Below are 15,957 nucleotides of genomic sequence, written 5' to 3'. Positions count from 1 at the left end.
GGCCCGGCCCCGCCCCTGGCGGCTACGGCGGGTGCCGTGCGACCGCCCGCAGGTCCGTGCCGGAGCCGGTCACCGCGATGGCGCCGTCCCGGTCCGTGCGCAGCACCGCCGCGCCCGCCCGGCGAAGAGCGTCGAGCGTACGGGGCGACGGGTGCCCGTACGGATTGTCACGCCCCGCCGACACGAGGGCCAGCCGTGGCCGTGTCCTGCCGAGCAGCTCGGGGTCCTGGTGCGCCGAGCCGTGGTGGGCGACCTTCAGGACGTCCACGCTCGGCAACTCGGGGTGGGCCCGCGAGAGCCCCCGCTGGGACGGCGGCTCCAGGTCGCCGAGAAGCAGCAGGGTCACCCCGCCCCGGGTGCGGACGAGCAGGGTGACGCTGGCGTCGTTGGCCCCCTCCGGGACGAACCCGGCCACGGGCGCGGGCCACAGCACCTGCCAGTCGAGCGGCCCGGTCCTGCGCCGCTCCCCGGGCGCCGCGTGGACGCCGGGGCCGGGAGCCGCGGCGGCCGTGCGGTGGACGAACGCCGCCTGTCTCGGCGGGTCGAGGAGCCCGGTCGTCTGGATGACCCCCACAGACCGGCCGCGCAGCACACCCGGAAGCCCGGCGACGTGGTCGGCGTGGAAGTGGGTGAGCAGCACGAGCGGCACCCGGCGAACGCCCAGGTCCCGCAGGCACCGGTCCACCGGCCCGGGGTCGGGTCCCGCGTCCACCACGACCGCCGTACCTTCCCCGGCCGCCAGGGCGGTGGCATCGCCCTGGCCCACGTCGCACATCGCGAACACCCAGCCGGGCGGCGGCCACCCGGTCACGACCCGCACCAGCGGAACCGGCCGCACGACGGCCACCAGCAGCATCCCGACGCACCCGGCGGCCACCCACCGCCGGTACGGCAGGCGGCACACCACCAGCAACAGCACGCTCGTCAGCGCGGCCAGCGCCAGCCCTCCCCACCAACCACCCGGCCAGTCCACCTGGGCCCCGGGCAGGGACGCCCCGGCCCGCGCGACGGACGCCACCCATCCCGCCGGCCAGGCGGCGCATTCCGCGAGGAGCCGCGCGACGGGCATGGCCCACGGGGCGGTGGCGAGCGCGGCGAACCCCAGCACCGTCGCCGGTGCCACGGCCACCTCGGCGAACAGGTTGCACGGGATCGCCACCAGGCTCACCCGCGCCGCGAACACCGCCACCACCGGCGCGCACACCGCCTGGGCGGCCGCAGCGGCGGCCAGGGCCTCGGCGAGACGCGGCGGGACACCCCGCGCCCGCAGCGTGACGCTCCAACGCGGGGCGATCGTGAGGAGCGCGCCGGTCGCCAGGACGGACAGCAGGAACCCGTAACTGCGGGCCAGCCACGGCTCGTACAGCACCAGCAGCAGCACGGCCCCGGCGAGCGCCGGGATCAGTGACCGTCGGCGCCCGGTGGCGATGGCCAGCAGGGTGATCAGGCCGCACGCGGCGGCCCGCACCACGCTCGGCTCGGGTCGGCACACCACCACGAACGCCAGCGTCAACGCCCCGCCCGACACTGCCGTGGCCCGCAGCGACACCCCCAGCCGGGGCGCCAGCCCGCCGCGTTCCGCGCTCGACGCCCTGCCCGCCGGTCCGATCAACAACAGCAACACGATGGTCAAATTGCTACCGGAGACGGCCAGAAGGTGTGTCAGGTCGGTTGCCTCGAAGGCTCTCTTCAGGTCCTCGGGAATCCGCGACGTGTCACCGACGACCAGGCCGGGCAGCAACGCCCGCGCGTCGGGAGGCAGTTTGTCCGTCGCCTCGCGAAGCCCGGCGCGCAGCTCCCCCGCCGTACGGTGCAGCCTGCTCGGCGGGCCGGTGACACGCGGCGGCCCCGTGTCGGCGTACAGCACGGCCGCGAACGGATCGGCGGAACCTCGTGGAGGCGCCAGCCGCCCGGTCAGGTGCAGCCTCGTGGACGGCAGCAGCCGCAGCCACGCGTCTGCGTACCGGGCCCGCTCCCCCGGCCGTGCCATCACCAGGACCGGCGTGCGTACCCGTGTGACCGTCCCGTCGGGTGCCGTCACCCGCGTCAGCTCCGCGTTCAGGACGATGGACGCCGGCACCGACCGGTTGCCGCGCACCCGGGGAACGACGGACCGCGGGTCGGAGCGGACCGTCACGTCGGTGGCGACCGTCGCTTGCTCCCCCGCCAGCGCGGGAACCGGTCCACGCCGCAGGTCCGCGCCGTGCAGCCCGGCCGACGTCGCACCGGCGGCCGCGCACAGCAGCACGGCGGCGCACGCCGTGGCGTTCTCCCGCCACCGCCCCCCGGAGCCCGGCCCCGCACGCCACGCCCGTCGGCCCACCAGGAGCGCGGCCGCTCCGATCCCGCACAGGACGGTGCCGGTCAGCGTCCACCAGCCGGGAAGGCCGAGGGCGACCGCCGCCGCGCCCCACGCCGCCAGCGCGGGCGCCACCAGCCGCAGATCGGCCGGACCCTCCTGCCGGGGGTTGGCGTGCCCCGAAGGACTGCCCGACGCCCCGTGTGCGATGACGGGCGGAGCGTGACCCGCACGGAGGCCGGACGTGGAGTCACCGGCCGTCCCGGGCGCCGGGACCGATGCCACCGTCTGACCGGGCGTCACAGCCGTACGCGGGGACGGAGGTCGGCGAACCTGCGGTCGCCGATGCCTCGGACTTCGCGCAGCTCCTCAACAGACCGGAAGCCGCCGCGCTGGGTGCGGTGCTCGACGATATGGCGGGCGAGGACCGGCCCCACCCCGGGCAGTGTGTCCAACTGCTCGACGGTGGCGGTGTTCAGGCTGACCGGACCCTCCGCGCCCCCGCTGCCGGGGACCCCCTGCGGGGCCGCCACCGGCAGGGCGCCGGGAGGAGCGGCGGGGGCCGGGACACCGACCACGACGTGTTCGCCGTCCATGAGGACGCGCGCCCGGTTGAGCCCGGTGGTGTCCGTGCCCGGGGGGACGCCACCCGCCGCCCGGAGCGCGTCCACGACGCGGGCGCCCATCGGGAGCCGCAGCACGCCGGGACGCCGTACCTTGCCGCTCACATCGACCACGACCACGGCCGGAGTCGAACCGGCGGCTGAAGACGAGCCCGGCGGCACGGCCACTGCTGCGGCGGAAGCGGCCTGTGGGGCGGTGGACGACTGCGGCGGTCCGGCGGGGGCGGTCACCGTGGCCCCGGCGCGTCCGACCACTTCGGGGGCGTGCACGGCCTCGGGGCGGCCTGCCCAGAAGTAGCGCCCGGCGAGGACCGCCCCCACGACCAGGACGACGGCCAGCGCTGCCAGCGTCCGGCGTTCGAGCCCGCACCTGACCTGTACCCACACGGGTAACCGGTCCCGCAGCGCGGCCCTCCACCGCTCACCGCCGCGCACGCTCGGCGCGGCCGGGCAGGGCACCTGCGGCGGTGCGGACGCCTCGGCGGGCGGCGGTGGCACCTCGCACGGGCGCGGCGGCGGGTCGGTGCCCGCCATCAGCGCGTCGGCCCTGCTCCTGAGGGCCGACGCGGGTGGCACGGCGGCCCGGGCGTCCGAGCCGCCCGCGCGGTGCCGACCACGGGGCCTTCCGCCCGCGCGACCACGCGTCCGGCTGTCCGAGTCACGGGCCCGCCCCGGACCGCTCGTCGCACCGGGCCGCCGGGAGCCCAGAGGTGCACCGGGCGGCCGGGCCATGAGAGGTGTGCCAGGTGCGCGGGATGTGAGGGGCGTGCCGGGTTCTTGGGACATGAGAGGCGTACCGGGTGCGTGGGGTGTGAGTGATTCGGTCGAAGCCTGCGGCGCGAGAGGCGTGACAGGTGCACCCGACGCGAGAGGTGCGCGAGAGGCATGAGGTGCGGTGTGAAGCTGGGCCGGGAGGGCTGCGCCGGGTACGCGGGACGCGTCCGTCGCGTCGGCGGTGGTCACGGAGTGTGTTCGTGTCGTCATGCCATCGACGGTAGACACATCCGTGCGATCGCGGTGAGCTCTGCCGATTTCCGTGGATAACCCGGCAGTTGTGGAAAACCCCGTCGCCCGGAGGGGTGAAACGACTGGATTCAGCGCTGTGAGACGACTACTCCCAGCAGCCCCGGACCCGTGTGTGCGCCGATCACCGCGCCGACCTCGCTGACATGCAGCTCGGCCAGGCCCGGGACCCGGTCGCGCAGATGCTCGGCCAGCGTGTCCGCCCGCTCTGCGGCGGCAAGGTGGTGCACGGCGATATCGACGGGCGCCCTGCCCGCCCGCTCGACTGCGATCTCCTCGAGCCGGGCGATGGCCTTCGACGCGGTGCGCACCTTCTCCCTCGGCTCGATACGCCCGCCGCTCAGCTCCAGCAGGGGCTTGACCGCCAGTGCCGAGCCGAGGAGGGCCCGGGCCGCGCCGATGCGCCCACCGCGCCGGAGGTAGTCGAGGGTGTCCACGTAGAAGTACGCGGAGGTGCCGGAGGCACGTTTCTCGGCCGCCGCCACCACCTCGTCCAGGCCGCAGCCTGCCTCTGCGGCCTCGGCGGCGGCGACGGCGCAGAACCCCAGCGCCATGGCGATCATGCCCGTGTCCACGACCCGCACCGGCACGGGCGCCTCGCGCGCCGCCAGCAGCGCCGCCTCGTAGGTTCCGGACAGCTCCGCCGACAGGTGCAGCGAGACGATCCCGGTGGCACCGCCCTCCGCGATCTCGCGGTAGCGCGCGGCGAACATCTCCGGGCTGGGCCGGGACGTGGTGACCGAGCGGCGCTTCTGAAGGGCCTGGGCGAGGGAGCGGGCCGAGATCTCGGTGCCCTCTTCCAGAGCCTGGTCTCCGAGGACGACCGTCAGCGGTACCGCGCTGATACCGTGCCGCTCCATCGTCTGCGGCGGCAGGTAGGCCGTGGAATCGGTGACGATCGCGACATGGCGGGACATGACCGGGAGGTTACCCGCAGGCGGCACCCGAAGGCAGCCCGGGCCCGTTCACCGCTGGTCAACACGGCAGGGGCCCACCGTCCGCACACCGGGGCAGGACGGTCAGCACCGGATCCGGGCCGCGCCCACCGGGCACGATGCGCCCTACCCGCGCCCGGCCCAGCGCATCTCCCCGGCCAGCAGGTCAGCACACAGACTCAGCGCAGCACTCGTCCCGGCACCGCTCCGGTCAGCGCACGACCCCGCACACCTCTCCCCAGCCGACACGCGTCCCGTTCACCGCGAGCGCCCGCGCGCCCACCCGGCCCGTCAGTTGGTGGTCTCGGGCCGTGCCGACTTCTGCCACGGGTAGCCGGTGCCGAGGCGCGGGTCGCGGGCGGTGATGGCCGGGCGGGCGCCGTCGGCCGGGGCGCTGCCGGAGCCGCGTCGGGTGTCCGTCGCGGCGCTCTCGTCCTCGGCCGCCTCCGCCTCGGCGGGCCAGAGCTGGGTGGGCGTGGGCCCGGTGGGCGGCTCGGGCCACGACACCTGCGTACGGTCGCGGCCGGGCGAAGCGGTCGACTCGGCCGCCGGGCGGTCCTGCTCGGGTGCCGCGGCCTGGCGCTCGCCGCGGTCCGCCGACTCGGGGCCGGCCGTCTCCGACCAGTGGCGCAGCGCACCGGCCTCCATGTCGATCTGTGCGCTGAGCACGTCGAGGTCGTCCTGCGCGAACCGCTGCGCCCGGTCGCGGGCCGCCCAGCGCAGCGAGTCGGCGGATTCCGTGATCCGCCGTGTGCGCTCCCGCAGGTCGTCCAGCCGCCCCGCGACCGTGGTCTTGTCGGGGTCGCGCTCCAGCCGCTTCAGCTCCTCGTCCAGCTCGTGCCCATGGGCGCTGAGCCGCCGGAACAGCTCCAGCGACTCCTGGAGCGAGGCGTCCTCCGGAGCGCCGGCCTCCAGCGCCTCCTGGGTGGCCCGCATGGAGGTGCGCAGGGAGAGCCGCAGCTGTGCCAGCTCACCGGCGACTCCGCCCTGGCCGTAGGTCTTGGCGCGGAGCGTCGTGTCCTCGACCGTGCGCCGGGCCTGGGTGAGGGTGCGGTCGACACCGCGCTTGGCAGCCTTGACCGCCTTGACGCCGACGTACACGCCGAGCGCGACGAAGGCGACGAGTAGCAGCGCCAGGATCACGATCGCGGCTGTCATGGAGTCCCCTCGTCGTCGTGTGTTCTCTCCACGGTAAACGCCCAGGGGCAGGTTGAGGGTTCCGATGAACCCCCAACCTGCCCCTAGGGGACGAATCCGGGACGACATCACATGACGTCACCCGGTGGCCGGTCACGCCGGGACGATGTTCACCAGCCTCGGCGCGCGGGCGATGACCTTGCGGATGTCCGCGCCGCCCAGAGCCGCGACGACCGCCGGCTCCGCCAGGGCCAGCGCCTCCAGCTCCGCGTCCGTGATGGACGGGGAGACCTCCAGCCGCGCCTTGACCTTGCCCTTGATCTGCACGACGCAGGTCACGGTCTCGTCCACGACGTACGCCGGGTCGGCGACCGGGAAGTCCTGGTGGACGACGGAGTCGCTGTGGCCCAGCTTGCGCCACAGCTCCTCGGCGATGTGCGGGGCCAGCGGCGCGACCAGCAGCACCAGCCGCTCGGCGACCGACTGGGACACCGCGCCACCGGTCTTGGTCAGGTGGTTGTTCAGCTCGGTGATCTTGGCGATGGCCGTGTTGAAGCGCATCGCGGCCATGTCCTGGGAGACGCCGTCGACGGCCTTGTGCAGGGCACGCAGGGTGTCCTCGTCCGGCTCGGCGTCCACGACCGTGACCTCGCCGGTCGACTCGTCCACGATGTTGCGCCACAGCCGCTGCAGCAGCCGGTACTGGCCCACCACCGCGCGCGTGTCCCAGGGGCGGGACACGTCCAGGGGGCCCATGGCCATCTCGTACAGGCGCAGCGTGTCGGCGCCGTACTCGGCGCAGATCTCGTCCGGGGTGACGGCGTTCTTCAGGGACTTGCCCATCTTGCCCAGGACGCGGCTGACCTTCTCGCCCTGGTACCAGAACGCGCCGTCGCGCTCCTCGACCTCGGCGGCCGGGACGGCGATGCCGCGCGCGTCGCGGTACACGTACGCCTGGATCATGCCCTGGTTGAACAGCCGGTGGAACGGCTCGGCGGACGAGACGTGGCCCAGGTCGTACAGGACCTTCGACCAGAACCGGGCGTACAGCAGGTGCAGCACGGCGTGTTCGGCGCCGCCCACGTACAGGTCGACACCGCCGTGCGGCATGCCGTCGCGCGGGCCCATCCAGTACTGCTCGATCTCCGGGTCGACCAGCCGCTCGCTGTTGTACGGGTCCAGGTAGCGCAGCTCGTACCAGCAGGAACCGGCCCAGTTGGGCATGGTGTTGGTCTCGCGGCGGTACCGCTTGGGGCCGTCGCCCAGGTCCAGGGTGACGTTCACCCAGTCCTCGTTGCGGGACAGCGGGGTCTCGGGCTGCGTGTCGGCGTCGTCCGGGTCGAACGTGCGCGGCGCGTAGTCGTCCACCTCCGGCAGCTCCAGCGGCAGCATCGACTCGGGCAGCGGGTGGGCGACGCCGTCCTCGTCGTAGACGATCGGGAAGGGCTCGCCCCAGTACCGCTGGCGGCTGAACAGCCAATCGCGCAGGCGGAAGTTGACGGTACCCTCGCCGATGCCGCGGGACTCCAGCCAGCGGGTGATCTCCGCCTTGGCCTCGACGACGCCCAGCCCGTCCAGGGACACGTCGTCGTTGGCCGACGCGATGATCTTGGCGTCGTACGAGTCGAACGCGTCGTCCCAGGCGGCCGGGTCCGTGCCGCGGTCGTCGCTCGGCTCGACGACACAGCGCATGGGCAGGTCGAAGGCGCGGGCGAAGGCGAAGTCGCGGTTGTCGTGGGCCGGGACGGCCATGATGGCGCCCGTGCCGTAGCCCATCAGCACGTAGTCGGCGATGAAGACCGGGACGCGTTCGCCGCTGACCGGGTTGACGGCGTGGGCGCCGGTGAAGACGCCGGTCTTCTCCTTGGCGTCGGCCTGCCGCTCCACGTCGGACTTGGTGGCGGCCTGCTTGCGGTAGGCGTCGACGGCCAGCGCCGGGGTGGCGTGCCCGCCCGTCCACAGCGCGGGCGTACCGGCCGGCCACGCGTCCGGGACGATCTTGTCGACCAGGTCGTGCTCCGGGGCCAGCACCATGTACGTGGCGCCGAACAGCGTGTCCGGGCGGGTGGTGAAGACGGTGATCGCGTCGTCGCCGACGGGGAAGTCCACGCGGGCGCCCTCGGAACGGCCGATCCAGTTGCGCTGCTGCAGCTTGATGGCCTCGGGCCAGTCCAGCGCGTCCAGGTCCTCCAGCAGGCGGTCCGCGTAGGCCGTGATGCGCATGTTCCACTGGCGCAGCTTCGCCTTGAAGACCGGGAAGTTGCCGCGCTCGGAGCGGCCGTCGGCGGTCACCTCTTCATTGGCCAGGACGGTGCCCAGACCGGGGCACCAGTTGACCGGCGCGTCGGAGGCGTACGCCAGGCGGTACTGGCTCAGCACGTCGGCCCGCTCGGGCGCGGTCAGCTCGCCCCACGCGCGCGTGGTGCCCGGTACGGCGCGCTCACCGCTCTCGAACTGGGCGACCAGCTCGGCGATCGGGCGGGCCTTCCTCGCCTCCTCGTCGTACCAGGAGTTGAAGATCTGCAGGAAGATCCACTGGGTCCACTTGTAGTAGTCCGGGTCGATCGTGGCGAACGACCGGCGCTTGTCGTGGCCCAGGCCCAGCCGGCGCAGCTGGGCCTTCATGTTCTCCATGTTCGCCTCGGTCGACACCCGCGGGTGCGTGCCGGTCTGCACGGCGTACTGCTCGGCGGGCAGCCCGAAGGCGTCGAAGCCCAGGGTGTGCAGGACGTTGTGGCCGGTCATGCGCTGGTACCGGGCGTACACGTCGGTGGCGATGTACCCCAGCGGGTGGCCGACGTGCAGGCCGGCACCGGACGGGTACGGGAACATGTCCATGATGAACTTCTTGGGCCGGGCGGCCAGCTCCGGGTCGCCCGCCAGATCGCCGCTCGGGTTCGGCGCCGCGTAAGTGCCGTCGGCGTCCCAGAAGTCCTGCCAGCGTGCCTCGATGTCGGCCGCCATGGCCGCCGTATAACGATGCGGGGCCGCCGTCTCGGCAGCCGAATTCGTCTCGGTCATGATCCTCTGAAGCTCCATCGATCGTCTCTGCGTCGCTGCCGCCACCGCGCCCCGATTCCGTCAGCGCGGCGAAATGAAAAAACCCCTCGCACAGGAGGGGACGCCGCGCCGATTCCGAGCGGATTTCTCATCCGCCGGCACTGATCAGCGCGGCTCGCTAAGCAGAAGGCGTACGGCACGCATGGCGTCAGGGTACAGCAGCGCCCCCGTACGGCGCATCGAGCGTCCCGCCACCCGGACACGGCCAGTCGCGTAACCGTCGCGCTACGCGCGTGTACCCGGTTACTCGGCGTATCGGCGCGTTCCTGGGCAACCCCCGAGTCAGTTGTCGGCCAGTCGTCTCAGTAAACCCTCAAACGGCGTACTCACCGGTATGAGCGGCCATAGCATGCGCCAACGGGACCTCATCCGCACCATTCGGAGTCGCCCATGACCCCTCATCGCAAGATCCGTTCTTCCCCCGCCGACAAGGCGGGCCTGAGCCGTCCGGTACAGGGCGGCTTGTACGTGGCCGCCCTTGTGCTCCTTCCCCTTCCGGTCATTGGCGGAAGCGACGGTTTCCGCGAGTTCCTGGATTTCGGAACCGGTGTTCTGTCCCTGGTCTCGCTGACGGCGTCCGTCGCCTGGGCGCTGGTCGCGACGGACCGCCTTCTCCTGACCCCCCGCCAGCGTCTGCTCGCCCAGGCCGTCCACCGCGGGACGGCCGTCGCGTCGCTGGGCTTCCTGCTGCTGCACGGCACCGTCAAGGTGTCCCTCGGGCACGTCGAACTCATCGGCGCCCTCATACCGTTCGGGCTCGGCGTTTCCGGCTCCGCGGGCCTCATCGGCTTCGGCTCGCTGGCCGGTCTGCTGATGGTGGCCGTCGCCTCGACCGGCGCGCTGCGCAGCACGCTGGCGGGCCGCGGCGCGATCGCCGCCCGCTGGCGGCCTCTGCACATGCTCGCGTACCCGGCGTGGTGCGCGGCACTGATCCACGGTCTGTACGCGGGCCGTCCGGCGGCCTCCTGGGTCGTCGTCCTGTACGGGCTGTCGCTGGCGGCGGTCGCCGCCGCCGTGTCCGTGCGGCTGCTGCCGACGCGGGTGCAGCGGGAGCTGGCCGAGCGAGTCACGAACCTGCTGGGGCCCGTCCCGGGCGGTGCCGTCGCCGCCCCGTTCGGCGCGGTGCGCAGGGGGCCCCGGCGGGCCCGCCGCAACCTGTCGTCGGCGCCGCTGCCGGGCGCGTACGGCGCCGCCGAGGCGCCGCGCCCGCACCCGTACGAGCAGGAGTCCCGCTTCGAGCCGCCGCGCCGCGCCGATGCCGACCGGGCCGCCCCGGAGGTCCCGCCGTTGCCGAGAGACCGTCCCCGGCGGCCGACCGGTGCGGGCGCGGGACTGTCCGCCGGGTACCGCGCCGTGTCGCTGGGCGGCGGTACGGGCCTCGGAGGCGCGGGCAGCGGGGGTGCGGCGGCCGGTCCGGGGCGCGGGGAAGCCCCGTACGCCGAGCGGGTGCCCATGACGGAGGAGCTGCCGACGGTCACGGAGGAGCCGTCGGTCCGCTCCGGCCACTGGCCCACCCCGTCGCCGCCGCCCCCCGCCCCGCGCGCGTACGCCCCGCCCCCCGCGGCCCCCGAACCGCCGTCCGCCGCCCCGTCCCCCATGCCGTCCCCGTACGAGAGCCCCGAGCCGCCGTCCTCGTACGACACGGCGCCACCGCAGTCCCCGTTCGGCACCGCTCCACCACCCCCCGCGTACGACCCCGCACCGCCGCCGTCCTCGTACGGCACCAGCACCGGGCCGACGCCCGGCCCGGCCCGCCCGCCCGCCGGGGAGCCGTGGACCGCACCGGCAGGAGAACGCCCGTGAACGCCCCTCTGCCCGACGTCCCCGAGGTCCGTGTCGTCGGCCTCCCCCAGCTCACCCAGGGCTTCGACCTGACCGAGCGGCTGGACCTGGCCATGCACCTGAAGGTCCACGGGCCTCTGGAGCCGATGGGCGGGGAGCGGCTGGCCCGGCTCGCCGACGAGATCGCCCTGCGCGGCCGGGGAGGCGCCGGTTTCCCGTTCGCGCGGAAGCTGCGCGCCGTCGCCGAGGCGGCGATACGCCGCGGGGTGCGGCCGGTCGTCGTCGTCAACGGCAGCGAGGGCGAGCCCGCCTGCCGCAAGGACACGGTTCTCCTCAACCGCGCCCCGCACCTCATCCTCGACGGCGCCCTGCTGGCGGCCGAGGCGCTCGGCGCCCGCACGCTGGTCGTCGCCGTGACCCGCAACTCGACGGAGATATCCATCCGGGCGGCGCTCGCCGAGCGCGGTCTGTCCGACCGGCGCGGGCAGCAGCTGCGCGCGCGGGTGGTGCGTACGCCGGAGCGGATGGTGTCGGGTGAGGCGTCGTCGGTGATCCGCGCCATCGGCGGCGGCCCCGCCCTGCCGCCGGGCCGCCGCGAGCGCGCCTCCGAGACGGGCGTGGGCGGCGCCCCGACCCTGCTGTCGAACGCGGAGACGTTCGCGCAGCTCGCCGTGGCCGCCCGGATCGGCGCCTCCCGGTACGCGAACGCCGGTCTGGAGGGCGAGCCGGGGACGGTGCTGCTGACGCTGTCCGGGGCCGTCGCCAGGCCGATGGTGGTGGAGGTCCCGACGGGCGTCCCGCTGCGGTACGTGCTCCAGCTGGCCGGCGCGCCGCCGGTGCCGCAGGGCGTGCTCACGGGCGGCTACCACGGCAACTGGATCGACTCGGCCGCCGTGCACAACGCGGTCGTGTCGCGCGCCTCCCTGGCCGCCGTGGGCGGCTCCCTGGGCGCGGGGGCGATCCTCCCGATCGGCCCGGAGACCTGCCCGCTGGGCGAGGCGCAGCGGGTGGCGAACTGGCTGGCCGCGGAGACGGCCGGGCAGTGCGGTCCGTGCCGCCTGGGCCTGCCCGCCGCGGCGGGCGGCCTGTCGGACGTGCTGGGCGGCGGCGGCCCGGCGGCGCTGGAGGCGCTGCGCGAGGTCGTACAGGCCGTGAAGGGCCGCGGCGCGTGCAAGCACCCCGACGGCTCGGCCCGGTTCTTCTCGTCCACGCTGTCGGCGTTCACGGACGATCTGGCGGCGCATGTCCTGGACGGGGGGTGCGGCCGCCCGACGACGGGTGTCCTGCCGCTGCCCTCGCCCGGTTACGAGAACGCCGAGGAGTCGATCCCGAGCGGTGAGCGGCTGGCCGTGGACTGGACGCTGTGCCAGGGGCACGGACTGTGCGCGGACATCGTGCCGGAGCTGATCCGCATGGGCGCGGACGGTTTCCCGGTGCTCGCCGAGGCGTCGGTGCCGACGCATCTGCGGGGCGCCGCGCAGCGGGCCGTACGCCGGTGTCCCGCGCTGGCGCTGCGCCTGGAGCAGGCGGGTGCGCCGAGGGAGCGTCCGGCGCTGCCGACCTCGAACCGCAAGGCGCTGGGCAGCGGCCGGGGTTGAGCCCGGACATGAGGAAGGCGGGCCATCCTATCGGATGGCCCGCCTTCTCGGGCTGTGGAGCTAAGGAGAATTGAACTCCTGACCTCTTGCATGCCATGCAAGCGCTCTACCAACTGAGCTATAGCCCCTTGCGGTGTGCCGTCCTGCTCGGCTTCCCTGGCGGGCTTCCCTCGCGGCGACACAGAGAACATTACACGGTCCCCCCGGTGGTTCACCAAATCGGTTGTCCACACCCCCGACCGGGGAGCTCTCCGGGCGGGTAGCGTCGGCGCATGTGACCGCGACCGTGACCGCACGAACCCGCGTCCGGAGCCTGCCGCTGGCCGCTCTGGGCACCTGCCTGCTGTCGTTCGTCGCCTTCTGGGCGGCGCAGCGGGCCGCGCATGTGACGATGCTCGACCTGTCGGTGTACCGCGCCGAGGGGGCGACGGCCCTGGCGGGCGGGGACCTGTACGCGATGCGGGCCACGTCGGCGAACCTGCCGATGACGTATCCGCCGTTCGCCGCGCTGCTGTTCACGCCGCTGACGCTGGTCGGCGTGTCCGAGATGCGGGCGCTCGCGACGCTGGGGAACCTGCTGCTGCTGGTCGCGCTGACGCATCTGTCGCTGCGGCTGGTGGTGTCGCACGGGCCGGACGCCCTGCGCCGGGGCGGGGCGTTCTGGACGCGGCCGGGGGCGGCTCTGTGGCTGGCGGCGGTCCTCGTGTGGTGCGAGCCGGTGTGGCAGACGTTCCGGTACGGGCAGATCAATCTGCTGATGGCGGTCGCGGTGCTGTGGGACCTGACGCGGCGGGCGGACAGCCGCTGGGTCGGGGTGGGCATAGGGATCGCCACCGCGGTGAAGCTCACACCGGGGCTCTTCGTGGTGCTGCTGTTCGTTGTGGGGGTCCTACGCGCGCGGAGCGACGGTTTCGCGCCGTGGTGGAACGAGTGGCTGCGCCGGGCGGTGCGGGCGACGACGGCGTTCCTGGTGGTGACGGTCGCGTCGGCGGTGGTCCTCCCGTACGACTCGCGCCGCTTCTGGACCGAGATGATCTTCGAGACGGGTCGGGTCGGCCGCACCGAGGAGACGGCCAACCAGTCGCTCAGCGGGGTGCTGGCGCGGCTGCTGCACACGACGGACCCGGGGGTGTGGTGGGTGGTCGCGGCGGCCGTCGTGGGGCTCACCGGGGTCTGCGTGGCGGCGCTGGCGGCGCTGCGCGGCGACCGGCCGGTGGCGGTGGTGGCGTGCGCGGTGACGGCGCTGCTGGTGAGCCCGATCTCGTGGTCGCACCACTGGGTGTGGTGCGTGCCGGCGCTGATCCTGCTCGCCACGCGCGTCCACCCCGCGTGGACGGCCGGGACGGCGCTGGTGTTCGGGTCGTTCGCCCTGTGGTGGGTGCCGCACGCCCCCGCGCCGGTACGGCTCGAACTGCACCAGAACGGCTGGCAGATGCTCGCCTCCGGTCTCTACACGCTGCTGGGTCTTGCCCTGTTGGGCGTGTTCGCCGTGTGGACCGCGCGGACGCGGGCCGGTGGAGGACGACTTGAGAGGCCGACGGCTTGAGAGGCGGACGGCTTGAAGGGGCGGACGGCTTGAGGGGCAGACGGCTTGAGGGACGGGCTCAGGCCGTCGCGAACGAGTAGAAGCGCTTGAGGGTGCAGTGCTCGTCGAGCAGGCGCCCGTAGATCGGCTCCCCTTCGAGCTCGCGGTACGTCTCGATGGGGTCGCCTTTTATGATCAGCGCCCGCGCGCACTCCTCGCACCAGTACTGGTACTCCGGGTTGACCGGTTCCATGTCGCGGACGATCGGCGTGCCACTGCCGCACCAGTCGCACTTCCGCCTGTGTGCACCCATTGATCAGCTCCAGCTGTGGCCGCAGGACGTGCAGACGTAGGTCACGCCGCCGTTGTCACCGAGCACCTGGGCGACGTCCGAGGAACCGCAGGCACGGCAGACGAGGCCGGTGCGCGCCTGTGTGGTGACGAGCCGGTCGGTGGGATCCTCGAATCTGCTGGCGGCCATCGCGCACTCCCTCCCGTCCGGTCCGTAGCCCCCTCCGGCCGTCCGATTCTGCCATGGCCCCGGCGGGGCGGCAGCGACGTCAGGTGAGAGGCACGGCGTCCGTCCCGCGAAGCTCCGGAGAGTGCCGGCAGGGACCGGGGAAGGCGGAGGGACAGGAGCCCGTACGAAGAAATCCCGCCCCCTGCCGGGGACGGGATTCCTGACTGTGGAGCTAAGGAGAATTGAACTCCTGACCTCTTGCATGCCATGCAAGCGCTCTACCAACTGAGCTATAGCCCCTCGTGTTCTTCGCGCTCCGCGCTGCGAACAAGAAGAACTTTAGCCTGTCACCTGCCCGAAAGTGAAATCCGGGTCAGTCGTCGTCGCCGAGGACCGGCTCGGGGAGCGTGCCGGCGTTGTGCTCCAGCAGCCGCCAGCCCCGCGCGCCCTCTCCCAGGACCGACCAGCAGCAGTTGGACAGACCGCCGAAGCTCTCCCAGTGGTGCGGGTCGAGGCCGAGGAGCCGGCCGATCGTGGTGCGGATCGTGCCGCCGTGGCTGACCACGACGAGCGTGCCGTCCTCGGGCAGCTTCCCGACGTGCTCCAGCACGAGGGGCGCCGCCCGGTCGGCGACCTCGGTCTCCAGCTCGCCGCCGCCCCGCCGTACGGGCTCGCCCCGCTTCCACGCGCGGTACTCGTCGCCGTGGCGGGCGAGGATCTCCTCGTGGGTCAGGCCCTGCCAGACGCCCGCGTACGTCTCCCGGAGCGCGGCGTCATGGCTGACCTGGTGCCCCGTGATCGCGGCGAGCTCGGCCGCCGTGGCCGCGGCCCGCTTCAGGTCGGAGGCGATGATCGCGTCCGGCCTGAGGGCGGCGAGCAGCCGGGCGGCCCGGCGGGCCTGGGCGAGGCCCGTCTCGGTCAGCTCGATGTCGGTGCTGCCCTGGAAGCGGCGCTCCAGGTTCCAGGAGGTCTGGCCGTGGCGCCAGAGGACGATGCGGCGGCCCCTGCCGCCCTTGGTGGCGCTCAGCGCAGCTCACCGTCCGTTCCGTCGCCGGGCAGGCCGTCGGGGCCGAAGCCGTCGGCTCCGTCGGCGCCGGTGAGCGCGGCGTGCTCCGCGGCCTTGCCGCGGGTCTTCACGGCGTCCTCGGGCAGCGGCAGCTCGGGGCAGTCCTTCCAGAGCCGCTCCAGCGCGTAGAAGACGCGCTCCTCGCTGTGCTGGACGTGGACGACGATGTCCACGTAGTCGAGGAGGACCCAGCGGGCCTCGCGGTCGCCCTCACGGCGGACCGGCTTGGCGCCCAGCTCCTTGTTCAGCCGCTCCTCGATCTCGTCCACGATGGACTTGACCTGGCGGTCGTTGGGCGCGGAGGCGAGCAGGAAGGCGTCGGTGATCGACAGCACGTCACTGACGTCGTACGCGATGATGTCGTGCGCGAGCCGGTCGGCGGCCGCCTGGGCGGCGGCGTTGACGAGCTCGATGGATCGGGAGGTGGCGGTCACAAGCAGGCTTTCGTC

The 15,957-nt window shown here is 73.6% G+C and carries 12 protein-coding genes and 2 tRNA genes; 3 read left to right on the top strand and 11 right to left on the bottom strand.

Going from position 1 to position 15,957, the window contains the following annotated elements; genetic code table 11:
- Positions 1 to 22 precede the first annotated feature (22 nt).
- From J116_RS19595 to leuS, 5 genes are all read right to left on the bottom strand, one after another.
- Positions 23 to 2,509: a ComEC/Rec2 family competence protein gene (locus J116_RS19595; RefSeq protein ID WP_028964280.1), complete on the bottom strand. Its 2,487-nt coding sequence runs from the start codon at positions 2,507 to 2,509 to the stop codon at positions 23 to 25.
- Positions 2,510 to 2,598: 89 nt separating this feature from the next.
- On the bottom strand, positions 2,599 to 3,456 hold the full coding sequence (locus tag J116_RS19590) for a helix-hairpin-helix domain-containing protein (RefSeq protein ID WP_023588769.1): 858 nt from the start codon (positions 3,454 to 3,456) through the stop codon (positions 2,599 to 2,601).
- A 560-nt stretch (positions 3,457 to 4,016) separates the two neighbouring features.
- Positions 4,017 to 4,862, bottom strand: a complete 846-nt coding sequence (locus J116_RS19585) for a DegV family protein (RefSeq protein WP_023588768.1) — start codon at positions 4,860 to 4,862, stop codon at positions 4,017 to 4,019.
- A gap of 309 nt (positions 4,863 to 5,171) precedes the next feature.
- Entirely contained in the window at positions 5,172 to 6,038 is an 867-nt protein-coding gene (locus tag J116_RS19580; RefSeq protein ID WP_023588767.1) for a hypothetical protein, read from the bottom strand.
- 132 nt (positions 6,039 to 6,170) lie between these two features.
- A complete protein-coding gene (gene leuS, locus J116_RS19575; protein ID WP_023588766.1) occupies positions 6,171 to 9,038 on the bottom strand; it encodes a leucine--tRNA ligase in 2,868 nt (955 codons plus the stop codon).
- A 429-nt stretch (positions 9,039 to 9,467) separates the two neighbouring features.
- On the opposite strand from leuS, the gene J116_RS19570 reads away from it, so the two are divergent.
- Together J116_RS19570 and J116_RS19565 are read left to right on the top strand one after the other, a co-directional pair.
- Positions 9,468 to 10,880 carry a ferric reductase-like transmembrane domain-containing protein gene (locus tag J116_RS19570; RefSeq protein WP_023588765.1) on the top strand — a complete coding sequence of 471 codons (1,413 nt, stop codon included), beginning with the start codon at positions 9,468 to 9,470 and terminating at the stop codon, positions 10,878 to 10,880.
- Positions 10,877 to 12,457, top strand: coding sequence for an NADH-quinone oxidoreductase subunit NuoF family protein (locus J116_RS19565; protein WP_023588764.1), 1,581 nt, complete (start codon positions 10,877 to 10,879; stop codon positions 12,455 to 12,457). The genes J116_RS19570 and J116_RS19565 overlap by 4 nt, the downstream gene beginning before the upstream one ends.
- A 55-nt stretch (positions 12,458 to 12,512) precedes the next feature.
- Here J116_RS19565 and J116_RS19560 read toward each other — a convergent pair.
- Positions 12,513 to 12,585 (bottom strand) — tRNA-Ala (locus J116_RS19560).
- Positions 12,586 to 12,731: 146 nt separating this feature from the next.
- Here J116_RS19560 and J116_RS19555 point away from each other — a divergent pair.
- A complete protein-coding gene (locus tag J116_RS19555) occupies positions 12,732 to 14,003 on the top strand; it encodes a glycosyltransferase 87 family protein (RefSeq protein ID WP_023588763.1) in 1,272 nt (423 codons plus the stop codon).
- 58 nt (positions 14,004 to 14,061) lie between these two features.
- Here the strand turns inward: J116_RS19555 and J116_RS19550 are convergent, their stop codons facing one another.
- The 5 genes from J116_RS19550 to rsfS all read right to left on the bottom strand — a co-directional run bounded on the left by J116_RS19550 (position 14,062) and on the right by rsfS (position 15,942).
- Positions 14,062 to 14,295 carry a hypothetical protein gene (locus J116_RS19550; RefSeq protein ID WP_023588762.1) on the bottom strand — a complete coding sequence of 78 codons (234 nt, stop codon included), beginning with the start codon at positions 14,293 to 14,295 and terminating at the stop codon, positions 14,062 to 14,064.
- A gap of 3 nt (positions 14,296 to 14,298) precedes the next feature.
- The gene (locus J116_RS28735; protein ID WP_023588761.1) at positions 14,299 to 14,463 is read right to left on the bottom strand and encodes a hypothetical protein; all 165 of its coding nucleotides are present in this window, start codon (positions 14,461 to 14,463) and stop codon (positions 14,299 to 14,301) included.
- Between the two features lie 206 nt (positions 14,464 to 14,669).
- Positions 14,670 to 14,742: transfer RNA gene (locus J116_RS19545), tRNA-Ala, on the bottom strand.
- Positions 14,743 to 14,815: 73 nt separating this feature from the next.
- Positions 14,816 to 15,469, bottom strand: coding sequence for a histidine phosphatase family protein (locus J116_RS19540; RefSeq protein ID WP_028964277.1), 654 nt, complete (start codon positions 15,467 to 15,469; stop codon positions 14,816 to 14,818).
- On the bottom strand, positions 15,466 to 15,942 hold the full coding sequence (gene rsfS / locus J116_RS19535; protein ID WP_051203566.1) for a ribosome silencing factor: 477 nt from the start codon (positions 15,940 to 15,942) through the stop codon (positions 15,466 to 15,468). The genes J116_RS19540 and rsfS overlap by 4 nt, the downstream gene beginning before the upstream one ends.
- Positions 15,943 to 15,957 lie beyond the last annotated feature (15 nt).

The sequence above is a fragment of the Streptomyces thermolilacinus SPC6 genome (genome assembly GCF_000478605.2).
GTDB classification, from domain to species: Bacteria; Actinomycetota; Actinomycetes; order Streptomycetales; family Streptomycetaceae; genus Streptomyces; species Streptomyces thermolilacinus.
This window is presented reverse-complemented; position numbering and strand designations above follow the sequence as displayed.

Coding starts and splice junctions, on each gene's coding strand:
- J116_RS19590 (WP_023588769.1), bottom strand. CDS start 3,456: ATGGCGGGCACCGACCCGCCGCCGCGCCCGTGCGAGGTGCCACCGCCG.
- J116_RS19585 (WP_023588768.1), bottom strand. CDS start 4,862: ATGTCCCGCCATGTCGCGATCGTCACCGATTCCACGGCCTACCTGCCG.
- J116_RS19580 (WP_023588767.1), bottom strand. CDS start 6,038: ATGACAGCCGCGATCGTGATCCTGGCGCTGCTACTCGTCGCCTTCGTC.
- leuS (WP_023588766.1), bottom strand. CDS start 9,038: ATGACCGAGACGAATTCGGCTGCCGAGACGGCGGCCCCGCATCGTTAT.
- J116_RS19570 (WP_023588765.1), top strand. CDS start 9,468: ATGACCCCTCATCGCAAGATCCGTTCTTCCCCCGCCGACAAGGCGGGC.
- J116_RS19550 (WP_023588762.1), bottom strand. CDS start 14,295: ATGGGTGCACACAGGCGGAAGTGCGACTGGTGCGGCAGTGGCACGCCG.
- J116_RS28735 (WP_023588761.1), bottom strand. CDS start 14,463: ATGGCCGCCAGCAGATTCGAGGATCCCACCGACCGGCTCGTCACCACA.